Source organism: Streptomyces sp. NPDC006435 (assembly GCF_040612315.1).
Classification (GTDB): domain Bacteria; phylum Actinomycetota; class Actinomycetes; order Streptomycetales; family Streptomycetaceae; genus Streptomyces.
This window is the reverse complement of sequence record NZ_JBEXPY010000003.1, coordinates 228,338-253,503: the sequence shown is the minus strand read 5'-3', so window position 1 is coordinate 253,503 and position 25,166 is coordinate 228,338. Positions and strand designations below refer to the sequence as shown.

Below are 25,166 nucleotides of genomic sequence, written 5' to 3'. Positions count from 1 at the left end.
CCCTCCACGGGAGAGTCAAGCCGCCCCCCGTCTCCCCCGCTCCCGACCGTCCCGGGGTGCCCGGTCGCGCAGGACGAGCAGGGTCCAGCCGCGGCCGGCCGGATCGAGCGGCCGGGTCGCGGCGGTGAAGAGCTCCGCGGCCCGACGGTAGGAGAGCCGCCCCCGGCCGGTCACCGGGCAGCGGTCGGCCGCGGCCGTACCGGTGGGGGCCCGCCGGTCGGTGACGAACACCGGCCCCGCGGTGCGCCCGGCCAGCAGCATGGGCAGCAGACGCGCCGCACCCGGCCCCCAGCGCAGGGACCCCGGCGCGCTCTCCTTGGTGCGTCGGCCGGGCAGGTCGAGGTGGTCGATGTCGAGGGCGAGCGCCTGCTCGACGGTGGCCCGCGACTCGTGGAGGAGGCGCCACAGCGTCAACTCCCTGAGCGGAGCCCGCAGGGCGAGGGCGGCGCGGGCCCGGTCCGCATCGCCCCCGGCCGGTACCGCGACCGCGGGAACAGGGGTGTCGGCGGGGGCGGGCACCGGGTCGGGACGCGGCGTCGGCGGAGCCAGTCCGGCGGCCGGGTCCGCGGTGATCCAGCCCCGTGCCGCCCACCACGCCGTGGCTGCCCGGAGGCAGGCCAGCTCGCGGTCCAGCGTGCGCGGTCGTGCGGTGCCGGCGCGGTCGGCCAGCGCCCGCCGCAGCCGTTCCGGTGTCTCCGGGGCGTCGAGCAGGGCGAGCGGAACGACGGGCGGACGGGCGCCCCTGCGCTCACGGCCGGTCGGCGCCCGCCGGTCGACCAACGGCCAGGCCCACCCGAGCAGCGAGATGCGGTAGACGCGGCGGGAGGCGCTGCCGAGACCGGCCGCGACGAGATAGCGGTCGACGGCGGCACCGTATTCCACCGGCGCCGGACGAAGCGCGCCCGGGTCGTCGATCCGATGTTCTCCCATGCCGTCCTCCCGCAGTAAATGAGCCTCGTAATTACTCTCCCGCTTTCCCTCAAGTGAGCCTACCACCAGGCATGTTGCAGTAAATGAAGGCTATTTACTGCGGCAATTCGCGAGGAAGTAAAACTGATCGAAAAAGACTCAACTTTCTTTCCGGAAACGCTTGTGGGAAATGGTCCGGCGGAGGAAGAGTGCGGACCCATGACGCTTCGCACTCGCTCTCCCGCCGTGCCCGGGACCCGGTCCGCCGCTCACCGTCTGCGCGTTCTGCGGCACTCGCGGTTCCGTCGTTTCCTCGTCGGCCAGAGCACGTCGCTGCTCGGTTCCGGGATGAACACGATCGCCACGTCCTTCGTCGTGCTGCAGCTGCCCGGCGGCGGGGTCGACGCCGTCGGAGTGGTGATGGCGGCCCGGATCCTCGCGGTGCTGGTCGTGCTGCTGCTCGGCGGCGTACTGACCGACCGGCTCGGGGCCCGTACGGTCATGCTGACGTCGGACCTGCTGCGGTTCGGCTCCCAGGGCGTGCTGGCCGTGCTGCTGTTCACCCACAGTGCGAGGGTCTGGGAAGTGGTCGTGCTGGCGGTGGTCCTCGGAATCGGCGAGGGGGGATTCAGCCCGGGGCTGACGGCCCTGGTGCCCGGCCTCGTCCCCGAGGACGACCTCGCGGACGCCAACGCGCTGCTGCAGATCACCCAGGCGGTGACCTCGGTCGTGGGGCCCGGCCTGGCCGGCCTGCTCATCGCGGTCTCCGACCCGGGCACGGTGATCGCCGTCGACGCGGTCAGCTACGGCGTGAGCGTCCTGGCCCTGGTCGGGCTGCCCCTGTCACAGCCGGCCGCGCCCCGCCGCGGGCTGCTCGCTGAACTGGGCCTCGGCTGGAAGGAGTTCACCTCCCGCACCTGGCTGTGGGCCACGACCCTGCACATCAGCCTCTTCAACTTCTTCCTCTGGGCCCCGTTCCTGGTGCTGGGGCCGATGCTCGCCCAGCAACGCTTCGGCGGCGCGAGGGCCTGGGGGCTGGTGCTGGCCCTGTACGGCGTCGGCTCGGTCGTCGGCGGCCTGGCACTGCTCGGCCGGAACCCCGGCCGGGCGGTCGCCTGGTCCGTGGCCGCATCCGCGGGCTGGGCCGTTCCGGTCGCCGCGCTGGCCGTGCGGGCGCCGCTGGCCTGGGTGGCGGCCGCCGCGCTCGTCGCGGGAGTCGGTGCGGCGGTGTGCAGCGCCCTCATGGCGACCGTCATCCAGCGCGAGATCCCCGCCGAGGCCCGCGGCCGCATCGGCGCCTTCGACAGCCTGGGCGCCTTCGCCCTGGGGCCGCTCGGCCTGGCACTGGCCGGGCCGGTGTCGGGAGCCGTGGGCGTGGACCGGCTCCTGGGGTTCGGGGTGCTGTGGCAACTGGCCGCGGTCGCCGTGGTGCTGGCGCTCCCGTCCGTACGGAGGCACGACGCGAAGCGAGGAGCGGGCCGAACGTACTGACCACGGGCGCCGCGCGACGACGGGACGGCGCGGCGCCCCCGTTCCGCTCCGCTTCCGCGGCACGCGTGACCGGGGGCGCCCGTGGTGCGGGTCAGACGGTGGGGGCGGGCCAGGGGACGTCGGTCTCGACGGCGGCGGCGTAGTCGATGCCGGGGACGGAGAAGCCGTAGAGGCGACGGACCTCGTCACTGAACCAGTCGAGGTCGGCGAGTCCGGTGATGCTGTCGCTGGTGGCGGTGGCCCAGCGCTCGGCGACGGCGTTCTGCACGGCGGGTTCGAGCTCCCAGGTGTCGAGACGCACCCGGCCCTCGTCGTCGAGGTCGAGAGGGCGGGCACCGGTCAACCGGTCCCAGAGCTCGACCAGTTGACCGATCGGGGCCACCATCGTGTCGCCGAGGACGCCGCGCAGCAGACCGACGTACAGGGCGATGCCGGGAATGGCGGTGGAGGACTGGGTGACGGCGGCGGCGTTGACCGAGGTCACGGCCCGGCCGCCCAGGGTCTTGCCGAGACGCTCGTCCAACGTGCGTGCGGTGGCCTCCAGATGGGACTTCGCGGCGCCGATGGTGCCCTGCCGGTAGATCGCCCCGGTCAGCGGCGAACCGATGTAGGACAGGGCGGCGGTGGTGAAGCCGTCGGCGAGCAGGGACCGGTCGGCCAGGAACGTGATCCACCGTTCCCAGTCGGCGCCGCCCATCACCGCCACGGTCTGCTCGATGTCGTCGCCCTCGGCCGGTTCGGTGGTGACCTCCTTCACCTCCGGCACGCCGTTCTCGTCGAAGGCGAGGGTCTTGGTGGTGTACGGCGAACCGATCGGCTTGAGGACCGAGGCGTACGTGTCGCCGGTGTCCGGGTCGGTGCGGCGGGGCGCGGCCACCGAGTAGATCAGGTGGTCGAGCCGTCCCCCGAACCGCTCGACGAGGAGATCGGCGACCTGCTCCTTCATCGTGTCGCCGAACGCGTCGCCGTTGAGGAAGACGATGTCCCGCCCGTGCTCCCGGGCGAGCCGGGCGGTGGCGGCGGTGCGGTACCAGCCGGCCGTGCCGGTGCGTCGCGCGGGCGCCTTCTCGAAGCACACGCCGATGCCGCGGATGCCGACCCGGGCCAGGCCCGCGATCGTGGCGGCCAGGCCGTACCCGGCGGACGAGCCGATGACCAGGGCCACCGGCCCCTCGCCCCCGGGGGCGACCGGGTCGGGTACGGCACGCCACATCTCGTCCACCAGCTGCCGGCAGCCGTCGGGGTGGGAGTCCAGGAACAGGAAACCCCGGTTCTTGGGCGCAATGACGCGTTCGCTCACGGTGTGGTGCCCCAGGTGTCGTCACGGACATGGACGCGGTGACCACCTCGGCCGCCCCGTCCTGCAAGTCTGCGGCCGCACGGATGAACGCGGTGACCCCGACCGGCACAACGATGCCCGACCGGGCTTGGAGGATTCCCACTAGCTCCGCCGTACCGCCCCGCCGACGTGGCCGGACAGCCGGTCAACGCGCCCTCGGGACCACCGCCCCGAGGGACCGGGTGGCGGCGGTCACCCCGAGCAACTCGGGGCTCCCGGCCCGGTGGAGGCCCAGGAACGCCACCCCGACGACGAACGACAACAGACCGCACCACACGAGGACGAGACGCAGGGCGGGCTGCGCCCGGCGGAGCGTGACGCGTCGAACACGGGAGCACGCGGCCACGGTCTCCGGACCGGGTGCGGTCCGGCCCCCGTGAGGGGGCGGATACCCAGGACTGGGGTGAGGCCACTACTGCCGCAGGATGCTCATGATTTCGCTTGCCTTGGCGACTGCAGCTCGGGGCCCGTACGCGGAAAAGACGGCGATCCGGCTCTATCGGAGCGCGGACGGGGACGACCAGTCCGTGGGAGACCTCTTCGCCTCGCACCTCGATCTCGCCCGCGGGCACATGCTCCTGGGCGACCTGGGCGACCTGGGCGGCACCGAGGAGATGCTCGACTTCGTCCTTGCGGCCTCGCCCGAGCGCATGTCGGCAAGCATCGTACGCCGACTCACCGTTCTCGGAATGGAGTTGGAAGGGCCGCAGTACGGTGGAGCCGCGCAGGCGGTGCACCTGCGCGAACGACTCCAGCACACGGCCGTCCGTGCGTCCCTGCCCGCCGCCCATCCTCCGGAGTTGCCGACGTGACCGATCTGTCCGCCGCCCACGACGCCGCCGTTACCGACCGGGCCCGACTGGCAGGCAGCGCCTACAACGGAGACCGGGACCTCGCCGCCCGACAGTCGCTCTACCGGTGGCAGACACCCCGGTACGATCTGCCGGGTCTCGTCGCCGAGCAGCTGGTCGACGTACGCGGTCGGATCGTCGACATCGGCTGCGGCAACGGCAAGTTCATCCAGCGGCTCCGTCAGGACCGGCCGGATCTGGAACTGCTCGGCCTCGACATCGCTCCTGGAATCCTCACCGGAGTTCCCGGACCGGTTGCTGTCACGGATGCCACAAGACTGCCGTTGGCATCGGCGAGCATCGACGCCGCTCTCGCGCTTCACATGCTCTACCACGTGCCCGACATCCCCCAGGCGGTCAGAGAGCTGGCCCGGGCCGTGACCCGTGACGGGCTGGTGGTCGTCTCCACCAACAGCGACCGGGACAAGGCCGAACTGGACGAGCTCTGGCAGCGGGCCGCAGGTGATGTCCTCGGGATCGACCGTGGCCCGGCTCGCATCTCGCTCAGCGCTCGCTTCTCCCTGGAGAAGGCCCCGGCCTTCCTCGGTGAGGAGTTCGGCCGGGTGGAGGTCGTCGAACTGCCGGGGACCATCACGGTCCGCGACCCCGAGCCGGTCATCGCCCACATGGCCTCGTACCGTGCCTGGGCGGACCAGCACGACGTGCCCTTCGACGCGACCATCGACCGGGCCCGCACACTGGTGGCCGACCACATCGTCCGGCACGGGGCGTACGAGATCACCTGCCTCGGAGGCATCCTCGTCTGCCGCCGGTGAGGTCATCCCTGTGGCGGCCAGACCCCGAGGCAGTCGACGGCTTCCTGCGTGCTCGTGGCGTACGGCGTGAACGGTGTGGGTGCGGTGATGTCGATGCCCGGCCCGCCCTCGACGAAGTACGACCAGAAGCCGACGACGTGTTCATGTCTGCCGGCGTAGGGAGCGCGTCGAGCGAGGTGCAGTTGGTTCTCGGGCACACGTCCGCCGTCCTCACGCCGCGGACCCACGCGCGCCCGCACCCGGAAAAAGAAGACCGCACCCGGCCGCCATGAACGCCGTCGACGGCGAACTGCGGACCGGGTGCGGTCCGTCCCCCGTGAGGGGGCGGGTGGAGCAGAGAGGAAGGTCAGGCCTTCTTCGTCTCCCAGAAGATCTTGTCGATCTGGGCGATGTAGTCCAGCGCCTTCTGGCCCGTCGCCGGGTCCGTGGACGCCTTCGCGGCCGAGAGGGCCTTCAGGGCGTCGTTGACCAGCTGGTGCAGCTCCGGGTACTTCTCGAAGTGCGGGGGCTTGAAGTAGTCGCTCCACAGCACCGAGATGTGGTGCTTGGCGAGCTCGGCACGCTGTTCCTTGATGACCACCGCGCGGGCCCGGAAGTGCGGGTCCTCGTTGGCCTGGTACTTCTCCTGGACGGCCTTGACGGACTCCGCCTCGATGCGGGCCTGGGCCGGGTCGTACACGCCGCAGGGCAGGTCGCAGTGGGCGCTGACCTTCACCTTGGGGGCAAACAGGCGGGAAAGCATTGAGCTGTCCTTCCTCGTGATCGTCTTCTCAGGTGGGACATTACTCGGTGGGAGGCGGGTTTTCGTGGGTGCCCCCGTGGGCTTAGGCCAAAAGTCCGGGGCGAGGATGGGACCAGTGGCCGAATGTACGGAACGCCGTATCGGGACGTTTACTGATGGAGCGGGGAGGTGCCGGAGGGATGCGGGAGGTGCCGGAGATGCCGGAGGTGCCCGGGACGGCGCAGGGGCGGACCGGACGGGTGCCGTTCCAGGTGGTGGAGGTGACCGGGCCGTCGATGGTGCCGACGCTCCATCACGGGGACTGGCTGCTCGTGCAGTACGGGGCGAGGGTGCGGCCCGGTGACGTGGTGATCCTGCGGCATCCGTTCCAGCAGGACCTGCTCGTCGTCAAGCGGGCCGCCGAGCGCCGGCGGGGCGGCTGGTGGGTGCTGGCGGACAACACCTTCGCGGGCGGTGACAGCACGGACTACGGGACGGTGCCGGAGGAACTCGTGCTGGCCACCGCCCGGGTGCGCTACCGGCCGCTGAAGAAGGGTCAGCGGTCGGTGCCGGGCGTGGTGGCCTGGGCCTTCTCCGCGTTGCGGCCGGTCTCGGCGGCGCGCTCCGTCTCCAGGCGTTTCCGGGCCCGGTAGGCGGCCACGTTGGCCCGGGTGGCGCAACGGTCCGAGCAGTAGCGGCGGGACCGGTTGGTGGAGGTGTCGAGGTAGGCGTTGCGGCACGGCGGCGCCTCGCACAGGCCGAGCCGGTCGACCCCGTACGAGGTGAGGTGGAAGGCGAGGCCCATCGCCGCGATGGCGGCGTACCCGGCCGTGGCGTTCGACGGGTGGTCCGCCAGGTGCATGTGCCAGTCCGGCTTGCCGTCCTCGTCCCGGGTCTCGTGCCCGGAGATCTGCGGGCTGACCGGGAACTCCAGCAGCAATGAGTTGAGCAGGTCGACGGCGAGGGTCTCGTCGCCGCCGTCGGCCGCCTCGAAGACCGCGCGCAGCCGGGCCCGTACGGACCTGAAGCGGGTCACGTCCGTGTCGGTCGCCCGCCGGGCCGCCTGGCGGTTGGGACCGAACAGCTCCCGGACCGCCTCGACGGAGGTGAGGCAGTCCTTGTTGCGGGCCGGCTCCTCAGTGTTGACCAGGCGCACGGCATAGTCCGAGTAATAGGCCAGTTCCACTTGTAGTCCTTACGGCGGCGGTCTAAGGTCGATACAGCCAACGATGTAATGGGCTTCTGCGGTCCCAGGGTATTACATGGAGGTTCTGATGGTGACGGAAACGACCGGTACGGACTGGCGGGCCTGGCAGGAGAGCTGGGACCGGCAGCAGGAGTGGTACATGCCTGACCGCGAGGAACGGTTCCGGGTGATGCTGGACATGGTCGAGGCCCTCGTGGGGCCGCGGCCGAGGGTGCTGGACCTCGCGTGCGGTACGGGAAGTATTACGGACCGGCTGCTGAAGCGGTTCCCCGAAGCCACCAGTACCGGGGTGGATCTCGACCCGGCGCTGCTCACCATCGCGCGCGGCCACTTCGAGGGCGACGGGCGCGTCACCTTTGTCACCGCCGACCTCAAGGACCCGGAGTGGACGGGGCTGTTGCCCTACGACTCGTACGACGCGGTCCTCACCGCCACCGCCCTGCACTGGCTGCACACCGAGCCGCTCGCCGCGCTCTACGGGCACATCGGGGGGCTCGTCAGGGACGGCGGGGTGTTCATGAACGCCGACCACATGATCGACACCACCACCCCCCGGATCAACGCGGCCGAGCGCGCCCACCGGCACGCGGTCATGGACCGGGCCCGGGCCGCCGGCGCGCTGGACTGGGCCGACTGGTGGGCCCTGGCCGCCGAGGACCCGGCGCTCGCCGAGCCCACCGCGGAGCGGTTCCGGATCTACGGCGAGCACGCGGACGGCGACATGCCCTCCGTGGCCTGGCACACCGAGACCCTGCGCAAGGCCGGATTCGGCGAGGCGCGGCCCGTCTGGGCGTCCCCCTCGGACACCCTGGTGCTCGCGGTGAAGTAGCGGCAGCTCGCGCGGAGGAGGCGGTACGGACAGGGGCCGTGCCGCCTCTTCTTGTTTTTCTGCCTCTGCCGCAACCTGCTGTGCGTCCCGCCGCACTGGAAGGGTGAGACGGTCCGCACCCGCGGACCCGGAGAGGGGTGCCGACGATGCGGATCGACGACGATGCCGCGCTGCACGCCTTCGTCGAGGACAGACGCACCGCCCTGTTCCGCAGCGCGTACCTGCTGTGCGGCGACCGGCACGAGGCCGAGGACCTGGTCCAGGCGACGCTGGTCAAAGTGGTGCTCGGCGGACGGCGGCACGGGCGGCTCGACAACATCGAGGCGTACGCACGCAAGACCCTGGTCAACACCTTCATCGCGGCCCGTCGCCGATTCTGGCGGCGCGAACAGGCGTACGGCGAACTGCCCGACCGGGCGGGCCGTGCGCCCGACACGGACACCGGCCTTGCGGTGCGGGCGGCCCTCGCCCGGCTCACGGCCAAGCAGCGAGCCGTACTGGTGCTGCGCTACTGGGAGGACCTGAGCGTCGAGGCCACGGCCGAGCTGCTCGGGATGCGGGAGAACACGGTCAAGAGCCATGCGGCTCGGGGGTTGGCGGCGCTGCGCGCCGAGATGGCGGAGGAATTCGTATGAACGACGTGCACGACCTGCTGGCGCGGGTCGCCGAGAACGCGGGGCAGCCGGTCATTTCCACCCGGGCGGTCTATGCCGGTGCGGCCAGGGCGCGCCTGCGCCGCCGGGTCGCCGTGTCGGCCACGGCACTTGCCGCGGTCGCCGTCGGAGCGGTCGCTCTGCCGGGCCTCGCCCCGGGGGCGAAGCCGCAGGAGTCGTCGGTGGCCGCCCCGACCGAGCTCGCCGGGAACAAGGGCAGGGCCGACCGGCTGGTCAAGCTGCTGCCCAAGGACGTGGGGAGCGTCGAACAGGTCTCGCTGGCCGTCGTCATCAAGCACGCTACCGTCGAACAGGCCGAGGAACACCCGGTGGGGCCGCTGGACGGGCAGTACGCCGTTCGCAGGGACGGAGGCGTCGGCTACCTCACCATCAACACCATGGACGCGAAGAGCGTGAAGCGGAAGCTCGGCGGCTTCGAGCCGTCCGCGGACCTCTGCAAGCCGACCAACGGGGAGCCGCGCCCGACCGAATGCGCGCGCGAGGAACTGCCGGACGGCCGCGTCCTGACCATCTGGAGCGATGCGAACGACAACATCGACGGCGGCACCCCGGACTGGGGGCCCGAGCTCACCGCCCGGCTCACGCTCCCGGACGGCTCCCTGCTGGCCGTCCGGGACAGCACCGGCTTCGTCAGCGACCGGTCGCAGGGGCCGCTGCTGAAGAGCACGCCGCTCACCCGCGCCCAGCTGCGGACCCTGATGCTCAGCCCGGAGCTGCGGATCAAGAAGTAGTACGGGGCGAGCGAACGGGGGGAGGGCGGTACGGACCGGAGTCCGTACCGCCCTCCCGTTCCTGCCCCTGCCGCTACAGCACCTTCGACAGGAAGGACTTCGTCCGGTCGTGCTGCGGGTTGGTCAGCACGTCGCGCGGGTGGCCCGCCTCGACCACCACGCCGTCGTCCATGAAGACCAGCGCGTCGCCGACCTCGCGGGCGAAGCCCATCTCGTGGGTGACGACGACCATCGTCATGCCGTCCTCCGCGAGGCCGCGCATGACGTCCAGGACGTCGCCCACCAGCTCCGGGTCGAGCGCCGACGTCGGCTCGTCGAAGAGCATCAGCTTCGGCTCCATGGCCAGGGCGCGGGCGATGGCCACCCGCTGCTGCTGGCCGCCGGACAGCTGGGAGGGGAAGTTCTTCGCCTTGCCGGCCAGGCCGACCCGGTCCAGCAGCCGTTCGGCACGGGCCCTGGCCACGGCCTTGGACTCGCCCTTGACCTGGACCGGGGCCTCCATGACGTTCTCCAGCGCCGTCATGTGGGGGAAGAGGTTGAAGCGCTGGAAGACCATGCCGATGTCCCGGCGCTTCAGGGCGACCTCGCTGTCCTTGAGCTCGTACAGCTTGTCGCCCTTCTGGCGGTAGCCCACCAGGTCGCCGTCCACGTACAGCCGGCCGGCGTTGATCTTCTCCAGGTGGTTGATGCACCGCAGGAAGGTCGACTTGCCGGAACCGGACGGGCCGATCAGGCAGAAGACCTCCCGCGGGGCGACCTCCAGGTCGATGCCCTTGAGGATGTGCGCGGCGCCGAAGGACTTGTGGACGCCCTCGGCCTTCACCATGGCGTTCATGCGGAGGCACCTCCCGTGCGGCGGTTGCTGAACGACGCGAGGTTGGCCCTGACCCGCTGCCACGGGGTGGGCGGCAGACTCCGCAGGCTGCCCCGGGCGTAACGACGCTCCAGGTAGTACTGGCCCACGCTGAACACGCTGGTCATCACGATGTACCAGATCGAGGCGACGAAGAGCATCTCCATCACCGCGTAACTGGTCGAACCGATCTGCGAGGTGGAGCGCAGCAGCTCGTTGTACGTGACCGCGTACACCAGCGACGAGGTCTTCAGCATGTTGATGAACTCGTTGCCGGTCGGCGGGATGATCACCCGCAGCGCCTGCGGGAGCACCACGCGGCGCATGGTCTTCGCCTGCGTCATGCCCAGCGCGTGCGACGCCTCGGTCTGGCCCTCGTCCACCGACTGGATGCCGGCCCGGCAGATCTCCGCCATGTACGCGGCCTCGTTGAGGCCGAGGCCCAGCAGGGCGCACATGAACGGCGTCATCACATCGGTCATCTCGTCCTTGTAGATGAACGGGATGTTGAGGATCGGGAAGATCAGGGCCAGGTTGAACCAGAGCAGCAGCTGCACGTAGACCGGTGTGCCGCGGAAGAACCAGATGTAGAGCCAGGCGACCCAGCTCGTGACGGGGTTCTTCGAGAGCCGCATCACCGCGAGGAGCACGCCCAGCGCCACGCCGAGGACCATCGCCAGCACGCTGATCAGCAGGGTGCGGCTGGCCCCGGCCAGGACGGTCTCGTCGAAGACCTTGTCCCGGACGGCCTGCCACTGGATGTTGCCCTGCGAGAAGGCGTACACGAGGGCGACGAGGAGCGCGAAGACAACGATGCCACTGAGCCAGCGGCCGTAGTGCCGTACGGGAACGGCCCGGATGGCCTCCGGTGCGACCGAGGGCGCCTTGGAGACGGGTGAGGCGACGGGCGACGGACCGCCGGGCACCTTGTCGAACTTGTCAGTCATGGTGACTGCCCTTCGCTGGGAAGCCGGTCACTTGCCGCCGTTGATGGCGGCCTTGTCGATCGCCCCCGTGCCCGCGCCCCACTTGTCGAGCACCTTCTGGTAGGAGCCGTCGGCGATGATCGCGTCCACGGCTTCCTTGAGCACGTCACGCAGTGCGGTGTTGTCCTTGCTCACGGCGATGCCGAACGGGCCGGCGTCCACCTGCTCGCCGACGACCTCGAAGTCCTTGCCGCCGCCGGACTTGCGGGACAGGTCGAGCGCGACCGGGTAGTCGTTGACCCCGGCGACCGCGCCACCGGACTTCACCCGGGTCTGGGCCTCGGTGTCGTTCTCGAACGACTCGATGTCGACGGCCTTCTTGCCGGCCGCCTCGCACGCCTTGGACTGCTTCTGCAGGGTCGCCTCGTACGTGGTGCCGCGCTGGACCGCCGTGGTCCTGCCGCACAGGTCCTCGATGGACTTGATGCCCTCGGGGTTGCCCTTCTTGGTGTAGACGGCGGTACCGGCCAGGAAGTAGTCGACGAAGTCGACGCCCTTGCCGAGCTTCTTGCCCTTGTCGTCCAGGCCCTCCTGGCGCTGCTTGTTGTCCGTGATGGACGACATGGCGATGTCGTGGCGCCCGGTGTTCAGCGCGGTGATCAGACCGTCGAAGGAGCCGGAGGTGAACGTGAACTTCACACCCAGCTGCTTGCCGAGGGCCTCGGCGATATCGGGGTCGACGCCGACGATCTTTCCGTTCTCCACCGACTCCATCGGGGCGTACTCGGCATTTGTGCCGACTTTGATGACGCCGGACTTCTGGTACTTCTCGGGCAGCTTGCCGAAGAGCGGGGCGCTGTTCCTGGATGTGGTCTCTCCGCCGGTCTTCGTCGACCCGCTGTTGGTCTGATCGCCACAGGCGGTCAGCAGCATGGTGCCGGCGACCGCGATGGTGCCGACCGCTGCAATTCGGTGTTTCGCAGGCGTACGACGAGTGGTGCATGCGGTCATGATCAGGTTCCTCCGGCAGTTGTGCGTGGTGTTGCCAGGCAGTGCAGACACACGACGTCGGATGCCGCCGCCCTGTGCGATTAGGGCATCTTGCCATTCGGACTAGCCTGTTCAGGGGGCCTGCCATGTCAAAATCGGATAACGGGCGGACCCGGAACATCAGGGTCCGCAGCGCTCGCGCCGGACCATCTTTGGGGTTTTCCCGTCCGCGCCGGAGGATCTGTGGCGCGTCTCGACAGGCGGACACTTTTTCGTCGCTTGTTCTACTTGTCCTGATATTCGACTATGAGCCACGTCACCGCACTGTTATGAACTCGTCCGTAATGCGGTCCGTCCGGTAAGAAAGACCTTTACACCCCTCATCCGGGGCTCAGGGCGCGTGTGCGGCGCGCCCGCGCGTATGTATTTCCCCCTGCCGGGGCGGGCCAACCGCCGGTGCAGGGCACGTACGCGGTGCCCGCCCACCCCTCCTCAACCAGGAGTGGCCACCCTCAAACGATGAAGACTTAAGGGGTCAACACCATGGCAGCGGAGATCGTCAATCCTCGCAGCGACAGCACCACCGACAGCACCACCGATGAGCCGTTCGATCCGGCCTTCGCGCTCCACCGCGGCGGGAAGATGGCCGTGCAGGCCACCGTCCCGATCCGTGACAAGGACGACCTGTCCCTCGCGTACACCCCCGGCGTCGCCAAGGTGTGCAGCGCCATCGCCGAGAACCCCGAGCTGGTCCACGACTACACCTGGAAGTCGCAGGTCGTCGCCGTCGTGACGGACGGCACCGCGGTGCTCGGCCTCGGTGACATCGGGCCCGAGGCCTCCCTCCCGGTGATGGAGGGCAAGGCGATCCTCTTCAAGCAGTTCGGCGGTGTGGACGCGGTGCCGATCGCGCTCGCGACCACCGACGCGGACGAGATCGTCGAGACCGTCGTCCGGCTCGCGCCGTCCTTCGGCGGGGTCAACCTGGAGGACATCTCGGCGCCGCGCTGCTTCGAGATCGAGCGCAGGCTCCAGGAGCGGCTCGACATCCCGGTCTTCCACGACGACCAGCACGGCACCGCGGTCGTGACGCTCGCGGCCCTGCGCAACGCCGCGAAGCTGTCCGGCCGCAGCCTCGGCGACCTGCGCGCGGTGATCTCCGGCGCGGGCGCGGCCGGGGTGGCCATCGCCAAGTTCCTGCTGGAGGCGGGGCTCGGCGACGTCGCCGTGGCCGACCGCAAGGGCATCGTCAGCCGGGACCGCGAGGACCTGACGGAGGTCAAGCGGGAGCTGGCCGGGATCACGAACCGGGCCGGGATCTCCGGCACGCTGGAGAGCGCGCTGGCCGGCGCGGACGTCTTCATCGGCGTCTCCGGCGGCACGGTCCCCGAGGCGGCCGTCGCCTCGATGGCGCCCGGCGCGTTCGTCTTCGCCATGGCCAACCCGACCCCCGAGGTCCACCCCGACATCGCGCACAAGTACGCGTCCGTCGTGGCGACCGGGCGGTCCGACTACCCCAACCAGATCAACAACGTGCTGGCCTTCCCCGGCATCTTCGCGGGCGCCCTCCAGGTCCGGGCCTCCCGGATCACCGAGGGCATGAAGATCGCCGCGGCGAACGCGCTGGCCGACGTCGTGGGCGACGAGCTGGCCGCCGACTACGTGATCCCGTCGCCGTTCGACGAGCGGGTGGCCCCGGCGGTCACCGCCGCGGTGGCCGCGGCGGCCCGTGCGGAGGGCGTGGCACGGCGCTGAACCCCGGGCCTCCGTCCGGACCGCCGACCGCCCGGTGCGGCGGTCCGGCGGGGTCCTGACGGAGGCCCCGGGCGGGGTGCGGACACGGGTGTGGGTGCCCGGTCGAGGAGTGTGGCCGCGGGCGGAAGGGCTCGCCCGCGGCGGACCCGTTCCGCACCCCGCCCTTTTCCGTGCCCGCGGCTGTGTTCGTGCCCGCGCCCGTGCCCGTACTCGTAGGCACTCGGGTACGTGGGCGCGTCGGTGCGGGGAGGGTGCGCGGTGCGCGTCACACCCGTGGCCGGTTACGCCGGCCCGTGCCCCGGCCTATCGTCGGGGCCATGTTCGCCGCCTACGCATCCCGCATCGACCGCGACCACCCCCTCAACGGCCTTGAGCTGGGTGAACGCCCCGCTCCCGAGGCGCGGCCCGGCTGGACCACCGTCGACGTACGGGCCGCCTCCCTCAACCACCACGACCTCTGGTCCCTGCGCGGCGTCGGCCTCGCGGAGGACAAGCTGCCGATGATCCTGGGCTGCGACGCCGCCGGGATCGACGAGAACGGCGACGAGGTCGTCCTGCACTCCGTCATCGGCCAGAGCGGCCACGGCGTCGGACCGGGGGAGCCCCGCTCCATCCTCACCGAGCGCTACCAGGGCACCTTCGCGGAGCGGGTCACCGTACCCAGCTGGAACGTGCTGCCCAAGCCGAAGGAGCTCACCTTCGAGCAGGCCGCCTGCCTGCCGACCGCCTGGCTCACCGCGTACCGGATGCTCTTCACCAACGCGGGGGTGCGCCCCGGCGACTCGGTCCTCGTCCAGGGAGCCGGCGGCGGTGTCGCCACGGCGGCGATCGTGCTCGGCCGGGCGGCCGGACTGCGGATCTACGCCACCAGCCGCGACGAGGCCAGGCGCCGGCGCGCCGTCGAGCTCGGCGCGACCGAGGCGTTCGAACCGGGCGCGCGGCTGCCGCAGCGCGTGGACGCGGTCATCGAGACGGTCGGGGCCGCCACCTGGTCCCACTCGGTGAAGTCGCTGCGCCCCGGCGGCACGATCGTGATCTCCGGCGCGACCAGCGGCGACCGTCCTTCGCACGCCGAGCTGACCCGGATCTTCTTCCTGGAGCTGAAGGTCGTCGGTTCGACGATGGGCTCCAAGGACGAGCTGGAGGACCTGCTGGCGTTCTGCGCGACGACCGGGGTGCGGCCCGTCATCGACGAGGTGCTGCCGCTGGACCGGGCCCGCGAGGGCTTCCAACGGCTGGAATCGGGCGACCAGTTCGGAAAGATTGTGCTCACCTGCTCTTGAGGTGTCCGGGGTGAGCTGCTCTGATCTGCGCCATGCGAATGCGGACGCGGATACGAATGGGCAGCGTACTCACCTCGATCGTCACGTCGTTCGTGCTCGCGGCGGGGGCGCTCGCCCCCGCCGCCGACGCACGTCCCGCACCACCGGAACGGAAAACGGCCCCGGCACCGCCGTCGGCCTCCGGACGGACCGGCATCCCCCGCCTCACCGACGACGCCGGGCGCACACTCACCCTGCGCGGATGGAGCGTCGCGGACAAGGCGAACAGCGGTGACCAGGCGCTGAACGCCATCACCGAGAAGCACTTCCGCGATCTGCGGGCCAAGGGCTTCAACTTCGCCCGGCTGCTCTTCTTCTGGGACGACCTGGAGCCGCGCCGGGGCCACTACAGCGCCGAGTACCTGCGCCGGATCGACCGAGTCCTGGACTGGGCGCGGAAGTACGACATCCAGGTGCTGCTCGACGCCCACCAGGACGTGTTCGGCCCGGCGTTCAACGCCCGGGGCATCCCGGCCTGGGCGACCCGCACCGACGGTCTGCCCTTCACCCCGCACCCCGACGACTGGTTCTCGGAGTACTTCGAGCCCGCCGTGCAGCGCGCCTTCACCCACCTCTACGAGGACGCCGACCTCCGGCGCGCCCAGGCCCGGATGTGGCAGGTCGTCGCCGAACGCTTCCGGAACCATCCCGCCGTCCTCGGCTACGACCTGATCAACGAGCCGATGGGGGAGATGCGCGAGGGCGAGGACCTGCCGACGGCCGCCCGCCGCATCGAGGCACAGCAGATCACCCCGATGTACAACCGGCTGGCCCGTGCGATCCGTTCGGTCGACCGCGACAACTGGCTGTTCGTCGAGCCCACCCCCATCGTCGGCGAGGGCGTCCCCACCGGACTGGGTGCGATCAGGGACCACCGCACCGTCTACGCCCCGCACTTCTACAACACCGCGATGGAGGCCGGCGCCGACTACGACCCGGCAGCCGGCTGGATCGAGTCGTACGAGGCCGCCATCACCGCGTACCCGGAGCAGCGGAAGATCCCGGTCGTCGTGGGCGAATGGGGTCCGCTGAACAACAAGCTCCCGCAGATGGGCCGCTTCTACCGGGACGCGATGGCCTCCCTGAGCCGCTACAGCTCGGGCTGGGCGGGCTGGGTGTGGTGCTACGGCGGGGGCTACTGCGCCCTGGACGAGAACGGTGCCTTCGCCGCCAACAAGGAGCGGACCGCCACCCCGTACGCGCCCGCCGTCGCCGGAACCGTCCACTCCGACACGTACGACGACACCGGCCGCACCTACCGGCTCGTCTACACGGCGGGGCGCCGGGGCGTCACCGAGATCTCGTTGCCGGCGGAGGCCGGCAGGTGGCGGATCTCCGTGCGAGGCCGTGCCGAGGTCCGCAGGCACGGCGACGAGGTACGGGTCCGGGCCCGCGCGGGGGAGCGCGTCACGGTCACGGCGACCGGGACGGCACCCGGCCGGACGGAGCGCTGAACACCGCCCTGCCGGCACTTCCCGTCCGGCTCCACCCCGCTCCCGTCAACTTTGGTTGACAGGGGTGGGGTGTCAACCTAAATTGACAGCATGACCGAAGCGACGGATCTCGCCGCGCGCGCAGGCGACCGCGACCCCCGGGTGGGGCTGCGGGCGGTCGCCGCGCTGCGCCGACTGCTGGAGCAACTGGAGGCCGTGCAAGTCAGGAGCGCCCGGATGCAGGGCTGGTCGTGGCAGGAGATCGCGGCCGAACTGGGTGTCAGCCGACAGGCCGTGCACAAGAAGTACGGGAGGCATTGATGTTCGAACGCTTCACCCGCGGTGCCCGGGAGACCGTGACCGGCGCCGTGACCCACGCCGAACGGACCCACGCCGAACGGACCCACGCCGAATCGATCACCGAGGAACACCTGCTGCTCGCCCTGCTGGACCGGCGGGGCGGCCGGGCCGGCTTCGCCCTCGCCGCGCTCGGCCTGACCGACCGCCGCGCGTCCGTCGAGGCCGACCTGGCCGAGGCGCGCCGTCGCGGCGGACTGACCCGGGCCGACACGGAAGCGCTCGCCGGACTCGGCATCGACGTGACCGAGGTCGTCGCCCGCGTCGAGGAGGCCCACGGGGAGGGGGCGCTGGACCGGGGCAGGCGGCGCGGCACCGGGCACCGCCCGTTCACCCGCGGGGCGAAGGACGTCCTGACGAGGTCGCTGCGGATCGCGACGGGGCGCAGGGACCGCTCCATCGGCGACGAGCACATCCTGCTGGCCCTGACCGCCTGCCCCGGCGTGGCCGCCGATGTGCTGGCCGCGCACGGCGCGACGTACGGGGCGGTGAACCGCGCGCTGTACGGCGCCGAGGAGGCGGACGGGGGCACGGGCACCTGGCGGCGGGCGGGCTGAACCGCGGGCGGGGCGGGGAGGGCGTGCGCCCGCTCCCCGCCCCGCCCCGCCGGTCAGTGCTTCTCGGCGTCGCCGTCGCCGTCGTCGTCGCCGTCCCCGTCTTCCTTCCGCAGCAGCGCGCCGATGTGCGCCGCCGCCGTCGACAGATGGCGACGGGCCTCGGTCACCTGCTCCGCCGTGACCCCCCGGTCCCTGGCGGCGTCACGGATGTCGTCGCGGAAGCGGTCGAGCAGCCGGTCCAGGTCGCGGGCCGGGTCGCCGGTGCGGGCGGTGTCCCGGCCCCAGTCGGGGTCGGCGTCGGCGGGCTCCGGCTTGATGTACGCGGGCCACGTGCCCGTCCTGGCGAAGCCGCTCAGCTGACCGGTGAGCTCGGCCAGTCCCTCCCGCACGCCCGAGGGCCAGTCGCCCCGGGCGAAGTGCTCCTGCACCTGGCGGGCGGCGTTCTGCATCTGCTCGCGCGCCCGCTCCTGGGCCTCCTTGGCCTGGCGCCGGGCCTTCTGGGCGTCCTCCCGGGCGCGACGGGACTCGTCCTTCGCCCGGCGGGCCTGCTCCTTCCACTCCTGCTTGGCCTTGCTCAGCTCCTCCTTCGCGACCCGCCACGCCTCCTTGTCGCCGAGGTCGCCGAAGTCCCCGAGGTCGCCGAAGTTCCCGAAGCTCCCGAAGGGGAAATCCCGGTCGCCCCCGGCGCCGGAGCCGGTGTGCCTGGTCTCGCGCGCCGCAGCCCGCATCTCGCTGCGCAGCTTGCCGGCGGCGCCGCGCACGTCGTCCCGTATCTCGGCGGCCAGTTCGGAGACCGAGTCCCGGATCTCCAGCTCCAGGTCGGCCAGTTCACCGGTGCGGTCGGCCAGTTCGGCGCGGCCCGCCTCGGTGATCGAGTAGACCTTGCGACCGCCCTCGGTGGCATGCGTGACGAGGCCCTCGGCCTCCAGCTTGGCCAGGCGCGGGTAGACCGTGCCCGCGGAGGGGGCGTACAGCCCCTGGAAACGTTCCTCCAGCAGCCGGATCACCTCGTAGCCGTGCCGGGGGGCCTCGTCGAGGAGCTTCAGCAGATAGAGGCGGAGACGGCCGTGGGCGAATACGGGGGGCATGTCAGAGCACCTTTCCGGTCGGCTCGGCAACGTACGGGTCGTCCTCGGTCGGCGGTCGGCGCAGTAGGGCGATCGATCCCGAGACGGTCGTCGCCCGCAGCTTGCCGGTACCGGCGCCCAGGGTGCCGGTGATCTTCTTCGTGCCCCACTGGCCGCTGACCCGCAGGTCCTCGAAGCCGTTGGAGACGGTGCCGCTCGCGGTGTTGGCCTCGACCGTCGCGTCCGCCGGGTGCGGCAGCCGGATGGCGACCCCGCCGGAGACGGTGGTCAGCCGGATGTCCGTGGGATTCCCGCCCGGGGCCAGGTCCAGCACCATGTCGCCGCTGACCGAGTCCGCCCGTACCGAGGTGCCCGCGCCCTCGACGACCGTCAGGTCGCCCGAGACCGAGTGGAAGCGCAGCTCGCCGGTGACCGCCTGGGCCTCCACGCTCCCGGACACGGTCTCGGCCCGGACCGGGCCGGTGAGTCCGACGAGGGCGGTGTCGCCGGTGACGCTCCGCACCTCCGCGCGCCCGCGGACCCCGGACACGACGGCCCCGGCGCCGACCACGCCGACCTCCACCGCCGAGCCGGCCGGCACGGCGACCGAGACGACCGCGCTGCGGCGCCGGCCCTTGGGGTCGAGCCACTTGAGGAAGTTGTGCCAGGGCAGGTCCTCGTACGCGACCGTGAGCGTGCCGCCCTCCCGGGTCACGGTCAGCGGCGGGCCCTCGACGCCGGAGATCTCCAGCCGGGCGGTCGGCTCGTCGGTGCCGACGACGTTGACGGTGCCCCCGACGATCCGCACGTTGAGCGACGTCACGGGGTCGTCGAAGGTCAGTTTCCGGGGCTCGGCGATGGCCCATGACGACACAGGCATGGATCTGACCTCCAAGGAACACGGAATGACGCAACATATCGCGTCTCTTGTTGAAGACGATATATCGCGGTTCTGGGAAGTCAAGACGTGTCGCGATTCCAGTGGCCGATCAAAGGGCGCCGAACAGGGACGAACCGGCCTACGGTGTGGGGCATGAAAGCGACATCCCCCGTGGGGGCGCTGCTGCTGTGCCGTGCCGAACCCGAGATCGTGCGACCGGTGGCCCATCTGCTGCGCGAACGGATGCTGCTCGTGCCCGCCGGGGACGACTGGTCCGCCCTCGTGCCGGAGGGAAGGCCCTGGCAGGAACCGGGCACGGGTACGGGCGCGGGGGCCGGGGCGGGGGACGGTGCGCACGGGGACGGCGTGGAGCCGGTGGACCGGGTCGTGGCCGGTTGGGCCGCCGCGCTCGCGGTCGGTTCGGCGTGGCCGGTGCTCGCCCTGTGGTGGGACGGCGACCGGGCCGGCTGCCTGCTCGCGTCGGGTTTCCGCCGCCCGGTCGGCTACGTCTGGCTCGCGGACGGCACCCCGGCCGGTGAGGAGGAGGCCGTGCGCACGCTCGCCGATCGGCTCGGCCTCGACCCCGTGCTGGACGTGCAGGCGCTCGAAGAGCTGATCCGGCCCGATCCGGACGCCGACGCCCGCACCCGGCTGCGCGGACTGCTGGCCGTCCTCACCCGGATCGGGCTGTTCCTTCCGGAGGGCCTGGACCCGGACACGCCCGGCGACCGGCTGTACGAGGCGGCCGACGAGTGCCCCGGGGCGGAACCGATCGTCCGGCCCGGCCCGCGCGAGGCGGTACGGGCCGGGCTCGACGCGGTCGGGAACAGTCGCCTCGGCCCCTGGACGCGCGGCCCCCGGGCCCGTGCGCTGGCCGGTGCCCAGCTCGCCGTCGGGCTGCCGCTGGCCCTCTGGGGGATCAGGCGGCGCGGGGGCGGCTGGGTCCTCGCGGGGGCGCTGCTGCTGGTGCACGGAGCGCTCGGCCTCCTCGTCGCCCGCGACGGACGCGAGAGGTCCGGGCAGGGGGAGGAGGCGGGAGCGGGCGGCTGAGAGGGACGGGTGCGACGACCGGACGCGTCCTGGGCGGGCGCGGGTCCGGGCGGTCGTTACGGGTGGTTACTCGTCGTCCTCGTCGTCGAGCCGGGCCAGCCAGGTCGCGAGGCGCTCGACCGGCACCTCGAAGTCGGGGTTGAGATCGACGAACGTACGCAGCTGCTCGGCGAGCCACTCGAAGGTGACCTCCTCCTCGCCTCGCCGCTTCTCCAGCTCCTCGATACCGCGGTCGGTGAAGTACATGCGCCAAGCCTAATGCCTGGTGAAGGCCCCACGGGCCCGTCCCGGACCCGCTCCGGAGCCCGTACGGAACCGGCCCGGACGGCCCCCGCACCCCGGTCCGGAACTTGCCCGGACCGCCCCCGCACCCCGGTCCGCGCACTTCCTCGTGTCCCTCGCTTCGGGTGCGTACTGCCGTTAGCCTGCGAGTAGTTGGGGAACGGGGGGTTTTCATGGGCGACAGTGAGGCCCGCATCACGCGTATCGAGATGCCCGACGGTACGGAGATCTGGGCACGGATCTCCGGCGCGGAGCAGCTGACGGAACCGGAGGAGCCGGCGGAGCCGGTGGCGTCGACGGGGCCGTCGTTCACGGACGTCGGGGCGCGCCCGGGGTCGGGGCCGTCCTTCACGGACATCCGGACCGAGCGGAGGGCGGACCGGATGTCGGACCGGGTGCAGGCCCGGGTCGAGAGTCTGCACGGCGTCGTGACCGGCGTCGCGCGTTCGCTCGCCGAGCCGCTGCGGTCCGTGCGGCCCGACGAGGTCAGCGTCGAGTTCGGCATCGAGCTCACCGCGAAGGCGGGCAAGGTCGTCGGACTCCTCGCGGACGGCGAGGCCAAGGGGTCGATCAAGGTCACCCTGACCTGGAACGGGGGCGGCCCGCCCGTCGACCCGTCGTCCCCCGCGCAGGTGCCGGCGCAGACGACCGGGCAGTCGGCCGCCCCGCCCGTACCGTCCGGCCCCGCGGCCGTCGTCCCGCCGCCCGTGCCCTCGGCACCGCCCCTGATCGGCCCACCGGCGGACCCACCGGCACCGGCGCCTTCCGCCGGGCGGCCCGCCGCCGGACCCGCGCCCGCACCCGTGCCCCCGGACGACGGTGAACCGGACGACGGCGATCCGTCCGCCGGGGCATCCGCCGGCGCACCGGCGCATGCGAGCGGCACCGGGCCGGAGGACGGAAGCGGATCGTGACGCGGCCGCCGGGCGGGGGCGCGTGGCCCGGCCCGAGCGGCGGGGAGTCCGCTCTGATGAGCCTCGTGAAGGACGCGACGGTGCGCATCCATCGTCCGGAGCCCGGGTATGCCCCTGGGGAATCCGGGGGCGACTTCCTGGGGAGCGGCTTCTTCATCGCCCCGAGCTGGGTCCTCACGTGCGCGCACGTGGCGTCGGAGGGGAGGGGACGCCAGGTGGACGTGGTCTACAGGACGGCCCGCGGCGGCGAGGCCGTCACCGTCGGGGGCACCGTCGTGGCCGCCCTGCCCGAGGAGCGGCCCGTCACCGGCGGATGGCCGTCCCCCGACCTCGCGCTGATCCAGCTGCTGCGCCCCGTCGACCACCCCTGCGTGTACCTCAGCGAGCGTTCCACGGGACTGAAGCGCGGCATGTACTACTTCGCGGGCTGGGCGGACGGCGGGACCGGGACGCCCAAGCGGCTCGGTCGGGAGTGCCGGGTGGTGGGCAGCATCGACGACTGGTCCGACGACGACGAACAGATGCTGATCGAGGCGAGCCAGCTGTATCCGGGGATGTCCGGCGGCCCCCTCGTGGACCTGGCCCGCGGCGAGGTCGTCGGCGTCCTCAAGTCGCGCTCCGACGACGCCCCCGGCGGCACGGCCATCGGCATCGAGCGGCTGCGCACGCTCCCCGTGCCGGAGTCGGCGGCGACCGCCGAGTCCGACGACCCGTACCAGGCCGTGTTCCACGCCCACGACCGCTACCACGCCGACCGGCACGACAACCCCGTCGACGGCGAGGAGACCTGGGCGGACGTCCAACGGGACCTGGGCACCACGGCGGGCCCGGCCCTCACCCCGCAGCAACGCGTCGACCTGCTCGGCCGGCTCGCCAAGCTCCCGCCGCCGGTCAGCACCCGCAACCTCCTGGACATCCTCGGCGGCCTGGGCCACGTGTACCGGCCGGTCGGCGTCCCGGCCCCGCGCGGCTGGCGCGACGGGCTGGGCGTCCTCTACGACGCGCGCGAGGGCGACGAGGCGCTGAAGCTCGTCCTGCGCTACTGCATGGGCGTCATCGCCGCCGAGCGCCCCTACGCGGTGCCCTCCACCAAGCTCGCCGAGGACGCCCTGTGGGACTGGGTGAAGGAGACGGCGAAGAACCGGCTCGGCCCGCCGTTCCGCCTGGAGATGACCAGGCTCCGGCACCGGGAGCGGTACGACCCGGCCCAGGACGCCCCGGACCGGCACGACCCGGCCCCGTACGACCCCGCCGGGTACGGCCGGGAGCTCGGGCCCCGGCGGGACCCCGAGCCGTCGGCCGGCGGCCCGGACGGCCCGCCGCGGCCCGCGCCGTTCGTCCTGCTGAGCCTGCAGGCGCGCGCCTGGGAACCCGGCAGCTACGACTGGCGGATCGTGGCCTTCCCCTCCGGCCAGGACGTGCCCATGACCGAGGACAGCCAGGGAACGGCGGTCGGCGACCTGCGGGGCAGGCTCGCCGCGCCCCTCACCGAGGCGTTCCGGCTGTGCGACGAACCCGGCAGCCCCGCCGTCCTCCAGGTCTCGGTGCCGCTCGCGCTGCTGGACCTGGAGGTCGAGGAGTGGCGGCTGCCGCCGGACGGACGGCCGCTCGGGGTCCAGCGGCCGGTGGTCGTCCGCTGCTCGGACGAGCGCCCCGAACCGTCCGACGACGGGTTCCGGGAACGCGAGGCGCGCTGGAACCGCACCCGGACCGGCCCGATGAGGGCCGCGGTCGTCGACTGCGCGGACGCGTTGCGGGTATCCGTACCCGCGGTGACGGAGCTGCGCGAACTGGGCTACGAGACCGTCCCGGTGCTCTGCCGGTACGGCGGAATCGGCGACGCCCAGAGCCTCGCGGGGTTCGTGCGCGTGCTCGACGGCGGCTTCGGCGTGGCCCTGTGGCGGCGGCCCGGATCCGAACCGGCCGCGGTCTGCACGGAGTTCCACCTCCGTGTCGGCGACGCGGTCGCGGGGAGCCGGCCGGCCGACCAGCTCCCGCGAAGGATCCATGAACTGAGAAAAGGGGTGTTCGCGGGGCAGGCGGAGACGTATTGGTCCCATGGGGTGGTGCTGATGTTCGACGACCCGCAACAACCGGCGTGCGGCGCCGGTGAGTTGCTGCAAGCACCGTGAACCCCCTTACGGGGTGTGTGCCGGATGACTACCGTGAAGCACGTTCGACTGCCGGCCCTGGCGGACGAGTGACGACGAGGAACACGTTATGAGTGAACCCAGCGAGTGGCTCATCTACCGAGGGGCCGGCGAACCGCACGAAGGCATCGAGAGGCTGCCCCCGCCGCCGCCCTGGCGGGACTTCGCGAGCCGTGGCGCGCCGGACCCGGACGAGGCGGACGGGGACGGCTCCGCCGACCGCCGCCTCGGCGGCCACCGGCACGTCGCCGAGCTCCACCGGCCGGGTGCCGAGGAGCTCGAAATGATCAATGCCGCGCTCTACCTGCGGCGTCCCCTGCTGGTCACCGGCACCCCCGGCGCGGGCAAGAGCACCCTGGCCCACTCCGTCGCCCACGAGCTCGGGCTCGGCCGGGTCCTGCGCTGGCCGATCGTGAGCCGGACGACGCTGCTCGACGGGCTGTACCACTACGACGCGATCGCCCGGCTCCAGGACGTGCAGATCGCCGCGCACAGTGCCGCGGCGGGCGCGGGCGGCGCCGACGTCGCGGGTGACGTGGGCAGTTACATCAGGCTCGGCCCGCTCGGCACCGCGCTGCTGCCGTCCGAACGGCCGCGGGTGCTGCTGATCGACGAGCTCGACAAGAGCGACATCGACCTCCCCAACGACCTGCTCAACGTGCTGGAGGAGGGCGAGTTCGGCATCCCCGAGCTGGAGCGGATCGCCGACCGGCTGCCCGGCGGGGAGGCGGAGGTGCTCGACGACGACGGCAACAAGGTGAAGGTGCGCGGCGGCCGGGTGCAGTGCACGTCCTTCCCGTTCGTGGTGCTCACCAGCAACGGCGAACGGGACTTCCCGGCGCCCCTGATGCGCCGCTGCATCCACCTGGAGCTCGGCCGCCCCGACCACCAGCGCCTGGCCACGTTCGTCCGCGCCCACCTGGGCGACGAGGCGGCCCGGTCCGGGGACGACCTCATCGCCCACTTCCTGGAGCGGTCCCGCAGCGAACTCCTCGCCACCGACCAGCTGTTGAACGCGATCTACCTCACCGACGCCGCCGCCCCGGCGGGCCGCGACCGGCTCGCGGACCTGCTCATCCAGCGACTCGACCGGCCGAGGTGA

General features: G+C 71.9%; 28 protein-coding genes. 16 read left to right on the top strand and 12 right to left on the bottom strand.

Features of this window, described 5'->3' with window-relative positions:
- Window positions 1-15: 15 nt before the first annotated feature.
- The gene (locus ABZZ04_RS05380) at window positions 16-930 is read right to left on the bottom strand and encodes a hypothetical protein (RefSeq protein ID WP_356930855.1); all 915 of its coding nucleotides are present in this window, start codon (window positions 928-930) and stop codon (window positions 16-18) included.
- 198 nt (window positions 931-1,128) lie between these two features.
- Between ABZZ04_RS05380 and ABZZ04_RS05375 the strand changes: the two genes are divergently transcribed.
- On the top strand, window positions 1,129-2,400 hold the full coding sequence (locus ABZZ04_RS05375) for an MFS transporter (protein ID WP_356930854.1): 1,272 nt from the start codon (window positions 1,129-1,131) through the stop codon (window positions 2,398-2,400).
- A 91-nt stretch (window positions 2,401-2,491) separates the two neighbouring features.
- On the opposite strand, the gene fabV is transcribed toward ABZZ04_RS05375, so the two are convergent.
- Together fabV and ABZZ04_RS05365 are read right to left on the bottom strand one after the other, a co-directional pair.
- Window positions 2,492-3,700 (bottom strand): enoyl-[acyl-carrier-protein] reductase FabV, encoded by a 1,209-nt coding sequence (gene fabV / locus ABZZ04_RS05370; RefSeq protein ID WP_356930853.1) that lies wholly within the window; start codon window positions 3,698-3,700, stop codon window positions 2,492-2,494.
- A gap of 184 nt (window positions 3,701-3,884) precedes the next feature.
- Window positions 3,885-4,085, bottom strand: coding sequence for a hypothetical protein (locus ABZZ04_RS05365; protein WP_356930852.1), 201 nt, complete (start codon window positions 4,083-4,085; stop codon window positions 3,885-3,887).
- Window positions 4,086-4,185: 100 nt separating this feature from the next.
- Between ABZZ04_RS05365 and ABZZ04_RS05360 the strand changes: the two genes are divergently transcribed.
- On the top strand, window positions 4,186-4,551 hold the full coding sequence (locus ABZZ04_RS05360) for a hypothetical protein (protein WP_356930851.1): 366 nt from the start codon (window positions 4,186-4,188) through the stop codon (window positions 4,549-4,551).
- Window positions 4,548-5,366, top strand: a complete 819-nt coding sequence (locus ABZZ04_RS05355) for a class I SAM-dependent methyltransferase (RefSeq protein ID WP_356930850.1) — start codon at window positions 4,548-4,550, stop codon at window positions 5,364-5,366. Before ABZZ04_RS05360 ends, ABZZ04_RS05355 begins: the two co-directional genes overlap by 4 nt.
- Before the next feature lie 2 nt (window positions 5,367-5,368).
- Here the strand turns inward: ABZZ04_RS05355 and ABZZ04_RS05350 are convergent, their stop codons facing one another.
- Both ABZZ04_RS05350 and sodN read right to left on the bottom strand, forming a co-directional pair.
- Complete coding sequence (locus ABZZ04_RS05350) at window positions 5,369-5,563, bottom strand: hypothetical protein (protein ID WP_356930849.1); 195 nt, start codon at window positions 5,561-5,563, stop codon at window positions 5,369-5,371.
- 149 nt (window positions 5,564-5,712) lie between these two features.
- Window positions 5,713-6,108, bottom strand: coding sequence for a superoxide dismutase, Ni (sodN, locus tag ABZZ04_RS05345; protein WP_072483792.1), 396 nt, complete (start codon window positions 6,106-6,108; stop codon window positions 5,713-5,715).
- Window positions 6,109-6,287: 179 nt separating this feature from the next.
- Here sodN and sodX point away from each other — a divergent pair, with 179 nt between their 5' ends.
- Window positions 6,288-6,740, top strand: coding sequence for a nickel-type superoxide dismutase maturation protease (gene sodX, locus ABZZ04_RS05340; RefSeq protein ID WP_356930848.1), 453 nt, complete (start codon window positions 6,288-6,290; stop codon window positions 6,738-6,740).
- Here the strand turns inward: sodX and ABZZ04_RS05335 are convergent.
- A complete protein-coding gene (locus tag ABZZ04_RS05335; protein WP_356930847.1) occupies window positions 6,644-7,273 on the bottom strand; it encodes a CGNR zinc finger domain-containing protein in 630 nt (209 codons plus the stop codon). The two genes, sodX and ABZZ04_RS05335, sit on opposite strands and share 97 nt — an antisense overlap.
- A gap of 88 nt (window positions 7,274-7,361) precedes the next feature.
- Here ABZZ04_RS05335 and ABZZ04_RS05330 point away from each other — a divergent pair, with 88 nt between their 5' ends.
- From ABZZ04_RS05330 to ABZZ04_RS05320, 3 genes are all read left to right on the top strand, one after another.
- Window positions 7,362-8,123: a class I SAM-dependent methyltransferase gene (locus ABZZ04_RS05330; protein ID WP_356930846.1), complete on the top strand. Its 762-nt coding sequence runs from the start codon at window positions 7,362-7,364 to the stop codon at window positions 8,121-8,123.
- 146 nt (window positions 8,124-8,269) lie between these two features.
- Complete coding sequence (locus ABZZ04_RS05325; RefSeq protein WP_356930845.1) at window positions 8,270-8,758, top strand: SigE family RNA polymerase sigma factor; 489 nt, start codon at window positions 8,270-8,272, stop codon at window positions 8,756-8,758.
- Entirely contained in the window at window positions 8,755-9,528 is a 774-nt protein-coding gene (locus ABZZ04_RS05320) for a hypothetical protein (protein ID WP_356930844.1), read from the top strand. Before ABZZ04_RS05325 ends, ABZZ04_RS05320 begins: the two co-directional genes overlap by 4 nt.
- Window positions 9,529-9,601: 73 nt before the next feature.
- On the opposite strand, the gene ABZZ04_RS05315 is transcribed toward ABZZ04_RS05320, so the two are convergent.
- Genes ABZZ04_RS05315 through ABZZ04_RS05305 form a run of 3 tightly spaced genes read right to left on the bottom strand, consistent with a single transcriptional unit; the run spans window position 9,602 to window position 12,318 of the window.
- A complete protein-coding gene (locus ABZZ04_RS05315) occupies window positions 9,602-10,363 on the bottom strand; it encodes an amino acid ABC transporter ATP-binding protein (RefSeq protein ID WP_356930843.1) in 762 nt (253 codons plus the stop codon).
- Window positions 10,360-11,328: an amino acid ABC transporter permease gene (locus ABZZ04_RS05310; protein WP_356930842.1), complete on the bottom strand. Its 969-nt coding sequence runs from the start codon at window positions 11,326-11,328 to the stop codon at window positions 10,360-10,362. The genes ABZZ04_RS05315 and ABZZ04_RS05310 overlap by 4 nt, the downstream gene beginning before the upstream one ends.
- Before the next feature lie 27 nt (window positions 11,329-11,355).
- Window positions 11,356-12,318: an ABC transporter substrate-binding protein gene (locus ABZZ04_RS05305; protein WP_356930841.1), complete on the bottom strand. Its 963-nt coding sequence runs from the start codon at window positions 12,316-12,318 to the stop codon at window positions 11,356-11,358.
- Between the two features lie 522 nt (window positions 12,319-12,840).
- Between ABZZ04_RS05305 and ABZZ04_RS05300 the strand changes: the two genes are divergently transcribed.
- The 5 genes from ABZZ04_RS05300 to ABZZ04_RS05280 all read left to right on the top strand — a co-directional run bounded on the left by ABZZ04_RS05300 (window position 12,841) and on the right by ABZZ04_RS05280 (window position 17,721).
- Complete coding sequence (locus ABZZ04_RS05300) at window positions 12,841-14,052, top strand: NADP-dependent malic enzyme (RefSeq protein ID WP_356930840.1); 1,212 nt, start codon at window positions 12,841-12,843, stop codon at window positions 14,050-14,052.
- 317 nt (window positions 14,053-14,369) lie between these two features.
- The gene (locus ABZZ04_RS05295) at window positions 14,370-15,335 is read left to right on the top strand and encodes a zinc-binding dehydrogenase (RefSeq protein ID WP_356930839.1); all 966 of its coding nucleotides are present in this window, start codon (window positions 14,370-14,372) and stop codon (window positions 15,333-15,335) included.
- A 56-nt stretch (window positions 15,336-15,391) separates the two neighbouring features.
- Complete coding sequence (locus ABZZ04_RS05290) at window positions 15,392-16,828, top strand: cellulase family glycosylhydrolase (RefSeq protein WP_356930838.1); 1,437 nt, start codon at window positions 15,392-15,394, stop codon at window positions 16,826-16,828.
- Window positions 16,829-16,918: 90 nt separating this feature from the next.
- Window positions 16,919-17,128: a helix-turn-helix domain-containing protein gene (locus ABZZ04_RS05285; RefSeq protein ID WP_356930837.1), complete on the top strand. Its 210-nt coding sequence runs from the start codon at window positions 16,919-16,921 to the stop codon at window positions 17,126-17,128.
- Entirely contained in the window at window positions 17,128-17,721 is a 594-nt protein-coding gene (locus ABZZ04_RS05280) for a Clp protease N-terminal domain-containing protein (RefSeq protein ID WP_356930836.1), read from the top strand. Before ABZZ04_RS05285 ends, ABZZ04_RS05280 begins: the two co-directional genes overlap by 1 nt.
- 53 nt (window positions 17,722-17,774) lie before the next feature.
- On the opposite strand, the gene ABZZ04_RS05275 is transcribed toward ABZZ04_RS05280, so the two are convergent.
- Window positions 17,775-18,809, bottom strand: a complete 1,035-nt coding sequence (locus ABZZ04_RS05275) for a helix-turn-helix transcriptional regulator (RefSeq protein WP_356930835.1) — start codon at window positions 18,807-18,809, stop codon at window positions 17,775-17,777.
- Between the two features lies 1 nt (window position 18,810).
- Window positions 18,811-19,668, bottom strand: a complete 858-nt coding sequence (locus ABZZ04_RS05270; RefSeq protein WP_356930834.1) for a DUF4097 family beta strand repeat-containing protein — start codon at window positions 19,666-19,668, stop codon at window positions 18,811-18,813.
- A 153-nt stretch (window positions 19,669-19,821) separates the two neighbouring features.
- On the opposite strand from ABZZ04_RS05270, the gene ABZZ04_RS05265 reads away from it, so the two are divergent.
- Window positions 19,822-20,718: a hypothetical protein gene (locus tag ABZZ04_RS05265; RefSeq protein ID WP_356930833.1), complete on the top strand. Its 897-nt coding sequence runs from the start codon at window positions 19,822-19,824 to the stop codon at window positions 20,716-20,718.
- A gap of 66 nt (window positions 20,719-20,784) precedes the next feature.
- Here the strand turns inward: ABZZ04_RS05265 and ABZZ04_RS05260 are convergent, their stop codons facing one another.
- On the bottom strand, window positions 20,785-20,964 hold the full coding sequence (locus tag ABZZ04_RS05260) for a DUF6104 family protein (protein ID WP_003992906.1): 180 nt from the start codon (window positions 20,962-20,964) through the stop codon (window positions 20,785-20,787).
- A gap of 209 nt (window positions 20,965-21,173) precedes the next feature.
- On the opposite strand from ABZZ04_RS05260, the gene ABZZ04_RS05255 reads away from it, so the two are divergent.
- The 3 genes from ABZZ04_RS05255 (at window position 21,174) to ABZZ04_RS05245 (ending at window position 25,166) form a co-directional block, all read left to right on the top strand.
- Complete coding sequence (locus tag ABZZ04_RS05255) at window positions 21,174-21,914, top strand: CU044_2847 family protein (protein ID WP_356930832.1); 741 nt, start codon at window positions 21,174-21,176, stop codon at window positions 21,912-21,914.
- Between the two features lie 56 nt (window positions 21,915-21,970).
- Window positions 21,971-24,046 carry a trypsin-like peptidase domain-containing protein gene (locus tag ABZZ04_RS05250; protein ID WP_356930831.1) on the top strand — a complete coding sequence of 692 codons (2,076 nt, stop codon included), beginning with the start codon at window positions 21,971-21,973 and terminating at the stop codon, window positions 24,044-24,046.
- Between the two features lie 88 nt (window positions 24,047-24,134).
- A complete protein-coding gene (locus ABZZ04_RS05245) occupies window positions 24,135-25,166 on the top strand; it encodes a MoxR family ATPase (RefSeq protein WP_356930830.1) in 1,032 nt (343 codons plus the stop codon).

Bases quoted from the DNA above. Each gene is read 5' to 3' on its own strand.
- ABZZ04_RS05380 (WP_356930855.1), bottom strand. From the start codon at position 930: ATGGGAGAACATCGGATCGACGACCCGGGCGCGCTTCGTCCGGCGCCG.
- ABZZ04_RS05375 (WP_356930854.1), top strand. From the start codon at position 1,129: ATGACGCTTCGCACTCGCTCTCCCGCCGTGCCCGGGACCCGGTCCGCC.
- sodN (WP_072483792.1), bottom strand. From the start codon at position 6,108: ATGCTTTCCCGCCTGTTTGCCCCCAAGGTGAAGGTCAGCGCCCACTGC.
- sodX (WP_356930848.1), top strand. From the start codon at position 6,288: ATGCGGGAGGTGCCGGAGATGCCGGAGGTGCCCGGGACGGCGCAGGGG.
- ABZZ04_RS05330 (WP_356930846.1), top strand. From the start codon at position 7,362: ATGGTGACGGAAACGACCGGTACGGACTGGCGGGCCTGGCAGGAGAGC.
- ABZZ04_RS05325 (WP_356930845.1), top strand. From the start codon at position 8,270: ATGCGGATCGACGACGATGCCGCGCTGCACGCCTTCGTCGAGGACAGA.
- ABZZ04_RS05320 (WP_356930844.1), top strand. From the start codon at position 8,755: ATGAACGACGTGCACGACCTGCTGGCGCGGGTCGCCGAGAACGCGGGG.
- ABZZ04_RS05315 (WP_356930843.1), bottom strand. From the start codon at position 10,363: ATGAACGCCATGGTGAAGGCCGAGGGCGTCCACAAGTCCTTCGGCGCC.
- ABZZ04_RS05310 (WP_356930842.1), bottom strand. From the start codon at position 11,328: ATGACTGACAAGTTCGACAAGGTGCCCGGCGGTCCGTCGCCCGTCGCC.
- ABZZ04_RS05305 (WP_356930841.1), bottom strand. From the start codon at position 12,318: ATGACCGCATGCACCACTCGTCGTACGCCTGCGAAACACCGAATTGCA.
- ABZZ04_RS05300 (WP_356930840.1), top strand. From the start codon at position 12,841: ATGGCAGCGGAGATCGTCAATCCTCGCAGCGACAGCACCACCGACAGC.
- ABZZ04_RS05295 (WP_356930839.1), top strand. From the start codon at position 14,370: ATGTTCGCCGCCTACGCATCCCGCATCGACCGCGACCACCCCCTCAAC.
- ABZZ04_RS05290 (WP_356930838.1), top strand. From the start codon at position 15,392: ATGGGCAGCGTACTCACCTCGATCGTCACGTCGTTCGTGCTCGCGGCG.
- ABZZ04_RS05285 (WP_356930837.1), top strand. From the start codon at position 16,919: ATGACCGAAGCGACGGATCTCGCCGCGCGCGCAGGCGACCGCGACCCC.
- ABZZ04_RS05280 (WP_356930836.1), top strand. From the start codon at position 17,128: ATGTTCGAACGCTTCACCCGCGGTGCCCGGGAGACCGTGACCGGCGCC.
- ABZZ04_RS05275 (WP_356930835.1), bottom strand. From the start codon at position 18,809: ATGCCCCCCGTATTCGCCCACGGCCGTCTCCGCCTCTATCTGCTGAAG.
- ABZZ04_RS05270 (WP_356930834.1), bottom strand. From the start codon at position 19,668: ATGCCTGTGTCGTCATGGGCCATCGCCGAGCCCCGGAAACTGACCTTC.
- ABZZ04_RS05265 (WP_356930833.1), top strand. From the start codon at position 19,822: ATGAAAGCGACATCCCCCGTGGGGGCGCTGCTGCTGTGCCGTGCCGAA.
- ABZZ04_RS05260 (WP_003992906.1), bottom strand. From the start codon at position 20,964: ATGTACTTCACCGACCGCGGTATCGAGGAGCTGGAGAAGCGGCGAGGC.
- ABZZ04_RS05255 (WP_356930832.1), top strand. From the start codon at position 21,174: ATGGGCGACAGTGAGGCCCGCATCACGCGTATCGAGATGCCCGACGGT.
- ABZZ04_RS05250 (WP_356930831.1), top strand. From the start codon at position 21,971: ATGAGCCTCGTGAAGGACGCGACGGTGCGCATCCATCGTCCGGAGCCC.
- ABZZ04_RS05245 (WP_356930830.1), top strand. From the start codon at position 24,135: ATGAGTGAACCCAGCGAGTGGCTCATCTACCGAGGGGCCGGCGAACCG.